Raw genomic sequence first — 13406 nt, forward strand, 5'->3', positions numbered from 1 at the left:
AGTTCCAAAGCTCGGGCTTCCTGCTGTGGGGGTGGAACGGCGGGGACATTAGCAGCCGTTGTGCGGGCTTCCGGCCCGGAAGTTCATCGGCTGTGAAGGTCTTGGAGAACTTCTGTCCCGGCGGCTTCGACGCGGGCCCTCTTCCGGCACCGAATGGGCAGTTCCACTGCCCTTTGGTGCAGCCCCCGGGCGGCCACGCAGGCGACACCGCCGCTCCAGGAGGAGCATGGGAACACACCGGCCGGCCCGGCTGTTGCCCGGATGCGGAACGGAGGCGCGACGGTGCACGGTGAATACAAGATCCCCGGCGGCAAGCTGGTCGTGGTGGACGTCGACGAGGAGGACGGCGCGCTGCGGCACGTGCGCGTGGCCGGCGACTTCTTCCTCGAACCGGACGAGGCCCTGGAGGCGGTGAACCGCGCGCTGGAGGGCGCTCCCGCGGACACCGACGCGGCCGGGCTCGCCGCGCGGATCGACGCGGCGCTGCCCGAGGGGACCGTGATGTACGGACTGACCTCGCAGGGCGTGGCGGTCGCCGTGCGGCGGGCGCTCGCACAGGCCGCGGACTGGACGGACTACGACTGGCAGGTGATCCACGAGGGGCCCGAGCCCCCGGCCCTGCACATGGCACTGGACGAGGTGCTGACGGCCGAGGTGGCGGCCGGCCGGCGGCCGCCCACGCTGCGGGTGTGGGAGTGGGGCGCCCCGGCGGTGATCATCGGCAGCTTCCAGTCGCTGCGCAACGAGGTGGACGCCGAGGGCGCCGCCCGTCACGGCGTCGAGGTGGTGCGCCGGATCTCCGGCGGCGGCGCCATGTTCGTCGAGCCCGGCAACACCATCACCTACTCGCTGTCCGTGCCGGACGCGCTGGTGCAGGGGCTCTCCTTCCAGGACAGCTACGCCTATCTCGACGACTGGGTGCTGGGAGCGCTCGGCGAGATGGGGATCCGCGCCTGGTACCAGCCGCTGAACGACATCGCCACCGACCAGGGCAAGATCGCCGGCGCCGCACAGAAGCGCGTGGTGGGTCCCGGCGGCGGTCCCGGCGCCGTGCTGCACCACGTGACCATGTCGTACGACATCGACGCGGACAAGATGCTGGAGGTGCTGCGCATCGGGCGGGAGAAGATGTCCGACAAGGGCACCCGGAGCGCCAGGAAGCGGGTGGACCCGCTGCGCCGCCAGACGGGACTGGCCCGCGAGGAGGTCATCGAGCGGATGATCTCCTCCTTCGACGCCCGGTACGGGCTGAGCCGCGGCAAGGTGACCGACGGGGAACTGGCCCGGGCGCGGGAGCTGGCGCGGACGAAGTTCTCCTCGGCCGAGTGGACGGCACGGGTGCCCTGACGGAGACGGCCGGCGGCTCTCCCGCCGCGAGCCGGGGCGCTCGTCACCCCGTCCCGGTCCGTCTGCGTCACCGCCCGGGCACGCACCGAGTTCGGGCTTCCGCCCCACCGGGACTCGTGTGAGACTGGCGTCCCGTCCGCTGTGCGGACCCCCTCCGCACCGTCCCCCACGAGAAGTGCGCCGTGCGTTCTCTTCCCCTGCCGCTCGCCCTGACCGCGCGTCTGGCGCCGGTCGCCGTGCTCGCCACGGCGGGCTGGGCGCTGTCGTCCGGGCCGGACACCTCTCCGGCCGCGAAGGACAAGACGCCGCCTCCCGCCGACCGGTCCGCCTCCGCGCCCGCCACCGAGGCGGCGACGAAGACGTACGCCGCCGCGCCCGCGCCCTGCGGGAGCCTGGCCGCGAAGACGGTCACCTCCCTGGTCCCGGGCGCCAAGGCGGCCGGCAAGGAGATCCCGTCGACCGACACCGACGTGCGCCGCACCTGTTCCTGGAACGCGCTCAAGGGATACGACTACCGCTGGCTCGACGTCTCCTTCGAGGTGATGGCTTCCGAGGACGCCGCCCGGAAGTCGTACGAGGGGCGCGTCGCCGACCGGAGCGGGGGCGGCGAGGTGCCGGGGCTCGGCGACGCGGCCTACTCGGTCGTGAACCTCACCACCGAGGACAAGCAGCAGACGCGTGAGGGCACGGTGCTGGTCCGTGCCTCCAACGCCCTGGTGATGATCACGTACAACGGCAGCGACTTCGAGTCGAAGAAGGCGCCGTCCTCGGACACGATCAACAAGGGCGCCATCAAGGCGGCCAAGGAGGCCGTGGCCGCCCTGGCGGACGGTCAGGGCTGAGCGTCGGCCGGCCCCTCGGGCACCCGGGGCCGCGTCGCGGGCAGCCGCATCAGCACCAGGTACAGCAGCAGGGACGTGCCGAGACCCACCGCCCAGCCGTAGTCGGCCAGCGGTTCGAGGAAGGGCACGGGCCGGCCGTCGATCAGGGGATGGAAGTCGGCGCCGCCGACGGCGAGGACGCCGCCCGTCACGAAGGCCGCCACCGCCCGCCAGTTCCAGCCGCCCTCGTACCAGTAGCGGCCGCCCGCCCGGTACAGGTCGACGAGGTGGAGGCGGGCCCGGCGCAGGATCCAGTAGTCGGCGATGAGGATGCCCGCGACCGTGCCGAGGAGCCCGCCGACCAGGCCGAGCCAGGTGAAGATGTAGCCCTGCGGGTCGGCGTACAGCTTCCACGGGAAGATCAGCACGGCGAGGACGCAGGTGATGAGGGCGCCCGCCCGGAAACTCAGCCTGCGCGGGGCGACGTTGGAGAAGTCGAAGGCCGGTGAGACCAGGTTGGCCGCGATGTTCACCGACAGCGTCGCCACCAGGACGGTGACGAGCGCGAAGAGCAGCCCGACCACGTTGTCCGTCTTCGCGGCGAGCTGCACCGGGTCCCAGATCGGTTCACCGTAGACCGCCTGCGACCCGGAGGTGACCATCACCGACAGGAACGCGAAGAGCGTCATGGTGGTGGGCAGTCCGAGGGCCTGGCCCCGGGTCTGGGCCTTCTGGCTCTTTCCGTAGCGGGTGAAGTCCGGGATGTTCAGGGACAGCGTCGACCAGAAGCCGATCATGCCCATCAGGGAGGGCCAGAAGAGCTTCCAGAAATCCCCGCCCCAGCCCAGCCTGGACGGCTGGTCGAAGAGCGGGCCGAAGCCGCCCGCCTTGTCGGCCATCCACCACAGCATCACGAACGCGCCGACCAGGACGAAGGGCGCCGCCCAGTTCTCGAAGCGGCGGATCGTCTCCATGCCGCGCAGGATGACGGCGACCTGGATCGCCCAGAAGATCGCGAACGACAGCCACATCGTCCAGGCGTGTCCGCCGAACTCCGCCGCGCCCGTCCAGCCGTCGCCGATCAGCTTGCCGGCCAGGAAGTAGATGGCCTCGCCGCCGATCCAGGTCTGGATGCCGAACCAGCCGCACGCCACCAGCGCCCGCACGACCGCGGGCAGGTTGGCGCCGCGGATCCCGAAGGAGGCACGCGCGAAGACGGGGAAGGGGATGCCGTACTTGGGTCCCGCGTGCCCGGTGAGCAGCATCGGGACCAGCACGATCACGTTGGCCAGGGCGATGGTGAGCACCGCCTGCTTCCAGTCCATGCCGACGGCGATGAGGCCGGAGGCCAGGGTCCAGGAGGCGGTGTTGTGGGCCATGCCGACCCACAGCGCGGAGAAGTTGTACGTGGTCCAGGTCCGGCCCTCGACGGGGACCGGCAGCAGGTCGTCGTTGGCGTAGGGGCCGCTGGGCGGCGGGGCGCCGGGGGCGAGTTCCACCCGGCCGTCGGGGAGGGCGACCTGGGTGGTGGGAGGTATGGGCGTGGGCGCGGTGTCGGTCATGGGCAGGCCAATCGTGCGGTGGGACGGGAGAGGCCGTGCGGGGGTGGTGCCGTGGGGGGTGCGCGGGTGCGCCCTGGGCCCCTCCCCCGGGAGGAAGGGGAGGGGAGTCGGAGGGGGTCAGGCGTTGAGCGCGGAGATGATCCGGGTGCCGTAGGCGTCGATCACGGCTTCCTGCGCGTCGTGCATGTCGTAGACGGCGAACTGGTCGACGCCGAGGGCGCGCAGGGCCCGGAGCTTCTCGATGTGCTTCTCCGGCGGTCCGATGAGGCAGAACCGGTCGACGATCTCGTCCGGCACGAACCGGGTGTCGGGGTTGCCGCTGCGTCCGTGGTGGCTGTAGTCGTAGCCCTCGCGGGACTTGATGTAGCCGGTGAGTTCGTCGGGGACCGCGCCGGTGTGGGCGCCGTACCTGGCGACCAGGTCGGCGACGTGGTTGCCGACCATGCCGCCGAACCAGCGGCACTGCTCCCGCGCGTGGGCCAGCGCCTCGGGCGAGTCGTCGGGGGTGACGTAGGCCGGGGCGGCGACGCAGATCGTCACCTCGTCCGGGTCCCGGCCGGCGGCCGCCGCGGCGTCCTTGACGGCCTTGACCATGTACTCGGTGAGGTAGAGGTCGGCGAGCTGGAGGATGAAGCCGTCGGCCTCCTCCCCGGTCATCTTCAGGGCCTTCGGGCCGTACGCCGCCATCCAAACGGGGAGTTCGGCGCCCGGCTTGATCCAGGGGAAGCGCACGGTGGTGCCGCCGCCGAGGTCGGCCTCCTCGCCGCGGCCCAGCGCCCGGATCACGCGCATGGCGTCGCTGATGCGGGCGAGGGTGTTGGGCTTGCGGCCGGCCACGCGCATCGCGGAGTCGCCGCGGCCGATGCCGCAGACGGTGCGGTTGCCGAACATGTCGTTGAGGGTGGCGAAGGTGGAGGCGGTCACCTCCCAGGTGCGGGTGCCGGGGTTGGTGACCATCGGGCCGACCTTGAGGCGCGTGGTGTGGGCCAGGATCTGGCTGTGGATGACGAACGGCTCCTGCCAGAGCACGGCGGAGTCGAAGGTCCAGCCGTGGGTGAAGCCGTTGCTTTCCGCCCGCTTCATGAGGTCGACGACGCGGGAGGCGGGCGGGTCGGTCTGGAGGACGAGTCCGAAGTCCATGGGCACCGCTCCTAGTTCAGGTACTGGCAGGTGGAGCGCGGGGTGTAGACGCCGTGGCCCTTGCGTCCGGTGTACTCCCGCTCGGTGACGACCGGTTCGCCGCGCGAGAGCACGGTCTCCACCCGGCCGGTGACGCGCTTGCCCTCGTACGCCGAGTAGTCGACGTTCATGTGGTGGGTCCCGGCGGAGATGACCTGCTCGGCGTGCGGGTCGTAGACGACGATGTCGGCGTCGGCGCCGGGCGCGATGGTGCCCTTCTTCGGGTACAGGCCGAACATGCGGGCCGGGGTGGCGCAGGCGATCTCGATCCAGCGGCGGCGGCCGATGTGCCCGTCGACGACGGCCTGGTGGAGCAGGTCCATGCGGTTCTCGACGCCCGGCATCCCGTTGGGGATCTTGGAGAAGTCGCCGCGGCCCAGCTCCTTCTGACCGCTGAAGCAGAAGGGGCAGTGGTCGGTCGAGACCACCTGGAGGTCGTTGGTCCTCAGGCCCCGCCACAGCGCCGCCTGGTGCTCGCGCGGGCGCAGCGGGGTGCTGCACACGTACTTGGCACCCTCGAAGTCCGGTTCGGCGAGGTTGTCGGTGGACAGGAACAGGTACTGCGGGCAGGTCTCGCCGAAGACGTTCAGGCCCTCGTCGCGGGCGCGGATCAGCTCGGTGACCGCCTCGGTCGCGGAGACGTGCACGACGTAGAGGGGCGCGCCGGCGACCTGGGCGAGCCTGATGGCGCGGTGGGTGGCCTCGGCCTCCAGGAGGGCCTTGCGGACCTCGCCGTGGAAGCGCGGGTCGGTCTCGCCGCGGGCGAGGGCCTGCTCGACCAGGACGTCGATGGCGATGCCGTTCTCGGCGTGCATCATGATGAGCCCGCCGTTGCCGGCGGCGCGCTGCATGGCCCGCAGGATCTGGCCGTCGTCGGAGTAGAAGACGCCGGGGTAGGCCATGAACTGCTTGAAGGAGGTCACGCCCTCCTCGACCAGCAGGTCCATCTCCTTGAGCGTCTCCTGGTTCACGTCGGAGACGATCATGTGGAAGCCGTAGTCGATCGCGCAGTTGCCCTCGGCCTTGGCGTGCCAGGCGTCGAGGCCCTCGCGCAGGGAGTGGCCGACGCTCTGGATGGCGAAGTCGACGATGGTGGTCGTGCCGCCCCAGGCGGCGGCGCGGGTGCCGGTCTCGAAGGTGTCGGCGGCGTAGGTGCCGCCGAAGGGCATCTCCATGTGGGTGTGTGCGTCGACGCCGCCCGGGATGACGTACTTGCCGGTGGCGTCGATGACGCGTTCGGCCGTGAAGGCGTCGGCGGCCCGCGTGCCGGTGGCGGCGAGGGCGGCGACGCGGCCGTCCTCGATCAGGACGTCGGCGTGGATCTCGTCGGACGCGGTGATGACGAGGCCGCCGCGGACGACGGTACGGCTGCTCATGCTGTTCCCTCCAGTCAGGGCGCGGTCAGCGGGGAGTACGCGCCGGGCGCGCGGTCCCGGTAGAACTGCCAGCGGTCGCGGACCTCGCGCAGCTTGGCCAGATCCAGGTCGCGGACGACGAGTTCGGTCTCCTTGTCGCTCGCCACCTCACCGACGAACCGGGCCTCGGGGTCGACGAAGTACGAGGTGCCGTAGAAGTCGTTGTCGCCGTACTCCTCGACGCCGACGCGGTTGATGGCGCCGACGAAGTACTCGTTGGCGACGGCCGCCGCCGGCTGCTCCAGCTGCCAGAGGTAGCCGGAGAGGCCGCGGGAGGTCGCCGAGGGGTTGAAGACGACCTCGGCGCCCTGGAGGCCCAGCGCCCGCCAGCCCTCGGGGAAGTGCCGGTCGTAGCAGATATAGACGCCGACCTTGCCGACGGCGGTGTCGAAGACCGGCCAGCCGGAGTTGCCGGGGCGGAAGTAGAACTTCTCCCAGAAGCCGCGCACCTGCGGGATGTGGGTCTTGCGGTACTTGCCGAGGTAGGAGCCGTCGGCGTCGAGCACGGCGGCGGTGTTGTAGAGGACGCCGGGCTGCTCCTCCTCGTACATCGGGAGCACCAGGACCATGCCGTGCTCGCGGGCGAGCCGCTGGAAGCGCTCGACGACCGGGCCGTCGGGGATGCGCTCGGCGTAGGCGTAGAACTCGGGGTCCTGGACCTGGCAGAAGTAGGGCCCGTAGAACAGCTCCTGGAAGCACAGCACTTGGGCCCCTTGGGCGGCGGCGTCGCGGACCGCCTGCTCGTGGACCCGGATCATCGACTCCTTGTCGCCCGTCCAGGCGGTCTGGAAGAGCGCGGCACGGATCACTCGGCTCATCTTCGGCCTCCACTCGCTCGGTGTGGCGCTCGGTGTGGGGCGAGCCTAGGGAGCGCCGGCGGCCGGTTCGACTGGCACGGTGTCACGTCCGCGGGGGTCGGGCATTGCACGGTGTCACCCCTGTTGTGCGTCGTGGGCGAGGAGCGCGATGTGGACGGAGGCGGCCTGTTCGAAGTCGTCGAGGTCGACGCCGAGGCGGCCCTGTATCGCCTCCAGCCGGCGGTAGAGGGCGGGCCGGGAGACGTGGTGGAGCTGGGCGGTGCGGGACTTGTTGCGGCCGGTGGCGAGGTAGGTGCGCAGCACGGACAGCAGGTCCCCGTCGGGACCCTGGAGCAGTCCGTCCAGCTCCCGTTCGGCGAAGGACTGGACGTGCGGGTCGTCGCGCAGCAGCCGGACGAGTCCGCGCAGGTGGACGTCGCGCAGCCGCACCACGGGCGGCAGTTCGAGGGCGGCCGGGGAGTCGGCCACGGCGTCGGCGACCTGCTGCGCCTCGCGCAGGCCGGCCGGGACGTCGGCCCAGTCGGCGCGGGCGTCGGCGGCCGCGACCACGGTGTGCGCGGCGTCCGCCGCCGACCGGAGCCGGGCGGCGAAGTGGGCGGTGAGCGCCCTGGCGTCCTGGTCGGGCGCGAGGCTGAGCAGGACGGCGGCCCGGTCGTCCGCGAGGCCGGCGACGATCCCGGGCAGGCCCAGCAGCCGCAGCACCCGATCCAGCCGTGCGGTGTCCCGAGCGCCGACGACGAGCGGTACGAAGACGCGCCGGTTGACGGGCAGTCCGGCGGCCCGCGCCCGGGGCAGCAGTTGCCGCGCCGGAACGGCCCCGCTGACCAGGTCGGTGAGCAGGCTCCGCGCGGACTGCTCCTCCCAGGAGCCCGGGGAGTCCCAGGTCCCGCCGGCGCTGCCGGGGCCGGCGCCGCGCCGTCCGTCGCCGCCGCCGAGCAGCCGGTGCAGGACCAGGGCCTCGGCGGCGCGCTCGGCCAGGAGCCGTCCGGCGGCCCGGTCGCCGCGGTAGCCGCACAGCACCAGCCGGCCCCACCGCTCCCCCCGGCAGGTCAGCTCGGCGCGGATCCAGCCGTCGGCGGTGCCGGCCCCGGCCTGGCGGGCGATGCGCTCCCAGTCCCGGAGCACGTCGTCGACGGCGGGCCGCTCCCCCGCCGTGGCGAGGACGCGGTGGGCGAGGTTGGTGACGACGACGGGGCAGCCGCCGTGCCGGGCCACCTCGTCGAGCAGGCGCTGCACGGGGGCGCCCGCGGTGATCAGGCCGGTGAGTTCGGTGCGTACGGCCTCGGAGAGGCTGACGGCGGCGAACTTGCGCCGCAGCAGCCGGGACTGGACCTCCTCGGTGAGTTCGGCGAAGGGGAAGGGGCGGTGCAGGACGACCATGGGCAGCCCGCACCGGTCGGCCGCCCGCCGCATCACGTCCGGCGGGGCGGGGAAGGCGCGGCCGAGTCCGAGCACGACGGCCGCGGCCTCCGCCCGGTGCAGGGAGCGGATGTACTCGCCCTGCTTGTCCTCGTCCCCGGCGAGCAGCACCCCGGTGGTGAGGACCATCTCGCCGCCGCTGAGCATGACGCCGACGTCGGCGGCCTCGGCCACGTGCACCCACCGCACGGGCCGGTCGAGCCGGTGGGCGCCGGCCACCACCTCGGGCTGTCCGGCCAGCACCCGCTCCAGGCCGAGGACCTGGCGGACCGACAGGGCGGGTTCCCAGGGCTGCTGGGCCGGAACGGCGGGGGTGCCGGAGGTGGCCGGGGTGGCGGTCATGGCGGCGTTTCCTCTGCTCGGGACGCTGCTGTCAGATGCTCCGCAGGGCGCGTTCGAGGATCGCGGCGCCCTCCTCGGCCTCCGCGACGGTGAGGGACATCGGCGGGGCGACGCGCAGGGCGCTGGTGTTGTGGCCGCCGCCCTTGCCGATGAGCAGGCCGCCCGCGCGGGCCTCCTCCAGCACGGTGGCCGCCGCCTCGGGCGCCGCCTCGTCGGTGCCGGGCCGGGTCAGCTCGATCCCCAGCATCAGCCCGCGCCCGCGGACCTCGCGTACGTGCGGGACTTGGGCGGCGACGGCCCGCAGCCGTTCGAGGAGGAGTCCGCCGACGCGCCGGGCGTTGCCCTGGAGGTCGTGCTCCAGGGCGTGGTTGAGGTTGGCGAGGGCCGCCGCCATGGTGATCTGGGTGCCGCCGAAGGTGGAGATGCTGTTGGCGTCCAGGCAGTTCATGATCTCGGCGCGGGCGACGACGCCGCCGACGGACATGCCGTTGCCGATGCCCTTGGCGAAGGTCACGATGTCCGGCGGACCGTTGTGCGCGTGGGCCTGCCAGCCCCAGAAGTGCTCGCCGGTGCGGCCCCAGCCGGTCTGCACCTCGTCCGCGATCCAGAGGACGTCCCGCTCGCGCAGCACCTCGCGGAAGGCGGCGTACAGGCCGTCGGGCGGGGAGGTGAAGCCGCCGACGCCCTGGATGGGCTCGGCGATCAGCGCGGCGGGGGCGCGGGTGTGGCCGAGGAGGTCGCGCAGGTCGTCGACGCAGGCGGCGACGAAGTCGCGGTCGTCCAGGTGCGCGTAGGGGCCGCGGGTGCGGACGCCGCCGTGCACGTACAGGGTCTGGAGCGGGGACAGCGAGGTCGGGGACCAGCCGCTGTTGCCGGTGATGCCCACCGAGCTGAAGGAGCGGCCGTGGTAGCTGTTGCGCATCGCCAGGATCGTGTTGCTGCGCCGGTACGCGGTGGCGAGCAGCAGGGCGGTGTCGTTGGCCTCGGTGCCGGAGGTGGTGAAGAAGACCCGGGCGTCGGGGATGCCGGACACGTGGGCGATCCGCTCGGCGAGTTCGACCATGGGCCGGTTGAGGTAGAGGGTCGAGGAGTGGATGATCCGCCCGGCCTGCTCGCTCACCGCCTTGGCCACCTCGGGCAGGGCGTGCGCGGTCATGGTGGTGAGGATGCCGCCGAAGAAGTCGAGGTACTTGTTGCCGGCGGCGTCCCAGACGTGCCGGCCCTCGCCGTGCGTGATCTCCAGCGGGTTCTCGTAGTACAGGGCGAGCCACTCGGGCAGGACGGCGCGGTGGCGGCCGAGCAGGTCGCGGGTCACGGCCGCACCAGCCCCTCGTAGGCGTCGGGCCTGCGGTCGCGGTAGAAGGCCCACTGCTGCCGCACTTCGTCGATGAGGCCGAAGTCCAGGTCCCGGACGAGGAGTTCCTCCTTGGTGTCGCTGGCGGTGCCGCCGACGAACTGCCCGCGCGGGTCGACGAAGTACGAGGTCCCGTAGAAGTCGTTGTCCCCGTACTCCTCCTGGCCGACCCGGTTGATCGCGGCGACGAAGTACTCGTTGGCGACGGCCGCCGCGGGCTGTTCGAGCTGCCACAGGTGGGCCGAGAGTCCGCGGTGGGTGGCGGAGGGGTTGTAGACCAGCTGGGCGCCGCCGAGGCCGAGTTGGCGCCAGCCCTCCGGGAAGTGCCGGTCGTAGCAGATGTACACGCCGACCTTGCCGACGGCCGTGTCGAAGACCGGCCAGCCCAGGTTGCCGGGGCGGAAGTAGAACTTCTCCCAGAAGCCCTTGACCTGCGGGATGTGGTGCTTGCGGTACGTGCCGAGGACGGTGCCGTCGGCGTCGATCACGGCGGCGGTGTTGTAGTAGAACCCGGACTGCTCGACCTCGAAGACGGGGACGACGATCACCATGCCGGTCTCGCGGGCGAGGTCCTGCATGCGGCGGGTGGTCGGGCCGTCCGGCACGGGCTCGGCCCAGCGGTAGTGCTCGGGGTCCTGGACCTGGCAGAAGTAGGGGGCGTTGAAGACTTCCTGGAAGCCGATGACCTGGGCTCCCCGGCGGGCCGCCTCGCGGGCGTGCTCCTCGTGTTTCGCCACCATGGACTCGGTGTCGCCGGTCCAGGTGGCCTGGACGAGAGCGGCACGTACGACGTTGGCCATGAGCTGCTCCTTCGACGCGACGTCAGAGCCTCTACGCCCGTAGAGCAGGCCGTAGAGGGACGAACGTAAGCCTGGCCGGACGGGCTTGCCAAGACCATCGTCGCCACGGCGCGGTGTCGATCGCTTTTCGCACTCCTGTGGGTGATTGGTGGGACCGGTGGGGCCACGGGGGCGGATTTCATGGGGTGAACCCGGCGACGCGGAGGGCGTGGACGAGGTCCCGGTGGCACCGGGCGGAGACGCCCCGGGCCGCTTCCAGGAGCAGGGGCACCAGCGCCTCGGGGTCCGCCGCGGCGCCGCGGGCGGCGTCCTGCGGGGTGCGGGCGCGGACGCAGGCGTCGAGGAGCGCGCGGGCCTCGCGGTGCCGGCCCTCGGCGGCCAGGCCGAGGACGGCGGCGCCGGTCTGTGCGGCGGGCCGCACGACGTCCTGCCGCAGGACCTGTTCGGCGTCGGACTGCCGCCCGGCCCGGGCGAGCGCGTCGGCGACGGCGGCCAGCGCGTCCGCGGGCAGCGCGGCGGTCTCCCACAGCAGCGTGGCCCAGTCGGCGCCGAGTCCCGCCCGTTCCAGGCGCGCGGCGAGCAGTGGGAAGCGGGGGGCGGGTCCGAGGGCCGCCTCGGCCAGCAGGGCGTGCGCCGCGCCGCTGAGTCCGGCAGCCCGCAACCGCGCCAGCTCCTCGACGAGCGCGTCGACGGCTCCCCGGTCGTCCTCCCCCGGCACCGGCACGGCTTCCTCGTCCCCCGATCCGGCGCCTCCCGCGAATCGCGCCCCACGCGGCCCTGGCCCCTCCGGCACGGGCACCGGCCCGGAGGGGACTCCACTCACGCCCACTTCGACATCCACGTCGACGGCTCCGGCGAAACGGGCGCCGCCTCGGCGACGTCGGCGTTGTTTGGGGGTGGGGGTGGGGTCGTGCGTGGGTTCGGGACCGGGTGGCGAGGGCGCCGGGTGGCCGGCGGGGTCGGCGCTCGGGGAGGTGGCGGCGGGCAGGGGCGCCGGGTGTTCGGCGGGGGCGACGCTCCGCGGGGGCCCACCGGCAGGTGGGGGTGCGGAGCGGTCGGCGGGCGGGTGTCCGCCGGTCCGCTGCTCTGCGGACCCGGCGCTCCAAGGCGCCACGACGGGCGAGCGCGCCGGATGGTCCGCGGGCGGGTGGTCGGCGGGCGGGGTCGCCTCGTGACTCCGGCACCCCCCGGCCTCCACTGCGGGCATGCCGCCGTCGACAGGAGCGGGTACGGGCCCCGCGGACCCGACCCCTGGCGCGGCGACGGCGGCGCCGGACAGACCCCCACGGGCCGCCGACCCGTGGAGGTCCCAGACCGAGTCCTCGGGGCGCCGCGCATGCCCGGACGGATCGTCGGCCGGTACCCCCGGCGCGGCCCCGGTCGCCGGGACCGTCGGCCCGGCGTCCGCCGGGTGGCCCCCGCTCCCCCGCCGGGCCGCGTCCAATGCGGCCAGGCGCGCCCTCAGCTCCGCGCACCGGGCCGTCGCCCGGGTGTGGTCGTCGCGGGCCCAGGCGAGGTCGAGGCGGAGGGCGCCGCCCGTCTCCGGGGTGGTGTCGGGGTGGGTGAGCGTCCGGGTCAGCCGGGCCGCGCGCTCCCCGGCGTACCGCTGCTCGCGGAGCATGACGTCGAGCCGGTCGACGAGGGCCTCCCGCGCGCCCTGCAGGGCGTCGTACGCGGTGAGCGCGGCGGCGTACAGCGCGCGGGCGGGGCCCGCCTCGGCCCCGGCGGCAAGGGCGCCGTACCGCTCGCCGAAGTCCTGGAGCAGGGCCTCGACCACGTCCCAGGGCGGGATCTCGCGCCCGTCGAGACAGGCGCGCATGCCGTCGGAGTCGCGCCGCCAGAACACCCCGCACCAGCCGGCGCCCTGGTCCAGTCGCGCCAGCAGCCCCGTCAGGTACCGGGTGAAGTCCCCGACGCCACCCGGCAGTTGTTCCGCGGCCATGGTTCGCCTCCCGCCCCGGCCGGAGGACTCCGGTCGGTCCGGTCACGTAGAGAACACCAGCCGTGTTACGGCACCGCTACGGGGAGTTTTCGGCAGGTGGCGTCACCGCTCACACCCCGGCCAGGACGCAGAGCCCCGCCAGTTCGTCCATGGACAGCCCCAGCGCGCGGGCCAGCGCGGCCACCGTGAAGAACGCCGGGGTCGGCGCTCGGCCGGTCTCGATCTTGCGCAGGGTCTCGGCGGAGATGCCGGCCTCGGCGGCCACCTCCGTCATGCTCCGCTCGCCGCGGGCCTCGCGCAGCAGCCGGCCGAGGCGCTCGCCGCGCTCGTGCTCTTCGGGGGTCAGGGGGGTGCGCACCATACCGGCATTGTAATACCGGCTTCCCGTACCGGACCCAATTCAAATA

At 73.1% G+C, this 13406-nt stretch carries 11 protein-coding genes; 2 read left to right on the forward strand and 9 right to left on the reverse strand.

What is annotated here, in order from left to right:
• Positions 1 to 282: 282 nt before the first annotated feature.
• Positions 283 to 1347, forward strand: a complete 1065-nt coding sequence (gene lplAB / locus IE108_RS15215) for a lipoate-protein ligase LplAB (protein WP_064730583.1) — start codon at positions 283 to 285, stop codon at positions 1345 to 1347.
• Between the two features lie 182 nt (positions 1348 to 1529).
• Positions 1530 to 2189, forward strand: coding sequence for a hypothetical protein (locus tag IE108_RS15220; protein ID WP_064730582.1), 660 nt, complete (start codon positions 1530 to 1532; stop codon positions 2187 to 2189).
• Here the strand turns inward: IE108_RS15220 and IE108_RS15225 are convergent.
• The 9 genes from IE108_RS15225 to IE108_RS15265 form a co-directional block, all read right to left on the reverse strand.
• The gene (locus IE108_RS15225) at positions 2180 to 3730 is read right to left on the reverse strand and encodes an NCS1 family nucleobase:cation symporter-1 (RefSeq protein ID WP_064730581.1); all 1551 of its coding nucleotides are present in this window, start codon (positions 3728 to 3730) and stop codon (positions 2180 to 2182) included. The two genes, IE108_RS15220 and IE108_RS15225, sit on opposite strands and share 10 nt — an antisense overlap.
• A 117-nt stretch (positions 3731 to 3847) precedes the next feature.
• Positions 3848 to 4870 (reverse strand): TIGR03842 family LLM class F420-dependent oxidoreductase, encoded by a 1023-nt coding sequence (locus IE108_RS15230; RefSeq protein ID WP_064730580.1) that lies wholly within the window; start codon positions 4868 to 4870, stop codon positions 3848 to 3850.
• An 11-nt stretch (positions 4871 to 4881) separates the two neighbouring features.
• Positions 4882 to 6285: a dihydropyrimidinase gene (gene hydA / locus IE108_RS15235; protein WP_064730579.1), complete on the reverse strand. Its 1404-nt coding sequence runs from the start codon at positions 6283 to 6285 to the stop codon at positions 4882 to 4884.
• Between the two features lie 14 nt (positions 6286 to 6299).
• Positions 6300 to 7142, reverse strand: coding sequence for a nitrilase-related carbon-nitrogen hydrolase (locus IE108_RS15240; RefSeq protein WP_064730578.1), 843 nt, complete (start codon positions 7140 to 7142; stop codon positions 6300 to 6302).
• Between the two features lie 114 nt (positions 7143 to 7256).
• The gene (locus IE108_RS15245; RefSeq protein ID WP_064730577.1) at positions 7257 to 8903 is read right to left on the reverse strand and encodes a PucR family transcriptional regulator; all 1647 of its coding nucleotides are present in this window, start codon (positions 8901 to 8903) and stop codon (positions 7257 to 7259) included.
• A 31-nt stretch (positions 8904 to 8934) separates the two neighbouring features.
• The gene (locus tag IE108_RS15250) at positions 8935 to 10218 is read right to left on the reverse strand and encodes an aspartate aminotransferase family protein (RefSeq protein ID WP_064730576.1); all 1284 of its coding nucleotides are present in this window, start codon (positions 10216 to 10218) and stop codon (positions 8935 to 8937) included.
• The gene (locus tag IE108_RS15255) at positions 10215 to 11057 is read right to left on the reverse strand and encodes a nitrilase-related carbon-nitrogen hydrolase (RefSeq protein ID WP_064730575.1); all 843 of its coding nucleotides are present in this window, start codon (positions 11055 to 11057) and stop codon (positions 10215 to 10217) included. The genes IE108_RS15250 and IE108_RS15255 overlap by 4 nt, the downstream gene beginning before the upstream one ends.
• Positions 11058 to 11235: 178 nt before the next feature.
• On the reverse strand, positions 11236 to 12999 hold the full coding sequence (locus tag IE108_RS15260) for a hypothetical protein (RefSeq protein ID WP_064730574.1): 1764 nt from the start codon (positions 12997 to 12999) through the stop codon (positions 11236 to 11238).
• Positions 13000 to 13108: 109 nt separating this feature from the next.
• Entirely contained in the window at positions 13109 to 13360 is a 252-nt protein-coding gene (locus IE108_RS15265; protein ID WP_064730573.1) for a helix-turn-helix domain-containing protein, read from the reverse strand.
• Between the last annotated feature and the right edge of the window lie 46 nt (positions 13361 to 13406).

It is taken from the genome of Streptomyces parvulus (assembly GCF_014648855.1).
GTDB classification, from domain to species: Bacteria; Actinomycetota; Actinomycetes; order Streptomycetales; family Streptomycetaceae; genus Streptomyces; species Streptomyces parvulus.

What these genes read in the sequence shown, in the direction of transcription:
- IE108_RS15230 (WP_064730580.1), bottom strand. Translation starts at nt 4,870, where the DNA reads ATGGACTTCGGACTCGTCCTCCAGACCGACCCGCCCGCCTCCCGCGTC.
- IE108_RS15260 (WP_064730574.1), bottom strand. Translation starts at nt 12,999, where the DNA reads ATGGCCGCGGAACAACTGCCGGGTGGCGTCGGGGACTTCACCCGGTAC.
- IE108_RS15225 (WP_064730581.1), bottom strand. Translation starts at nt 3,730, where the DNA reads ATGACCGACACCGCGCCCACGCCCATACCTCCCACCACCCAGGTCGCC.
- IE108_RS15245 (WP_064730577.1), bottom strand. Translation starts at nt 8,903, where the DNA reads ATGACCGCCACCCCGGCCACCTCCGGCACCCCCGCCGTTCCGGCCCAG.
- IE108_RS15265 (WP_064730573.1), bottom strand. Translation starts at nt 13,360, where the DNA reads ATGGTGCGCACCCCCCTGACCCCCGAAGAGCACGAGCGCGGCGAGCGC.
- IE108_RS15240 (WP_064730578.1), bottom strand. Translation starts at nt 7,142, where the DNA reads ATGAGCCGAGTGATCCGTGCCGCGCTCTTCCAGACCGCCTGGACGGGC.
- hydA (WP_064730579.1), bottom strand. Translation starts at nt 6,285, where the DNA reads ATGAGCAGCCGTACCGTCGTCCGCGGCGGCCTCGTCATCACCGCGTCC.
- IE108_RS15255 (WP_064730575.1), bottom strand. Translation starts at nt 11,057, where the DNA reads ATGGCCAACGTCGTACGTGCCGCTCTCGTCCAGGCCACCTGGACCGGC.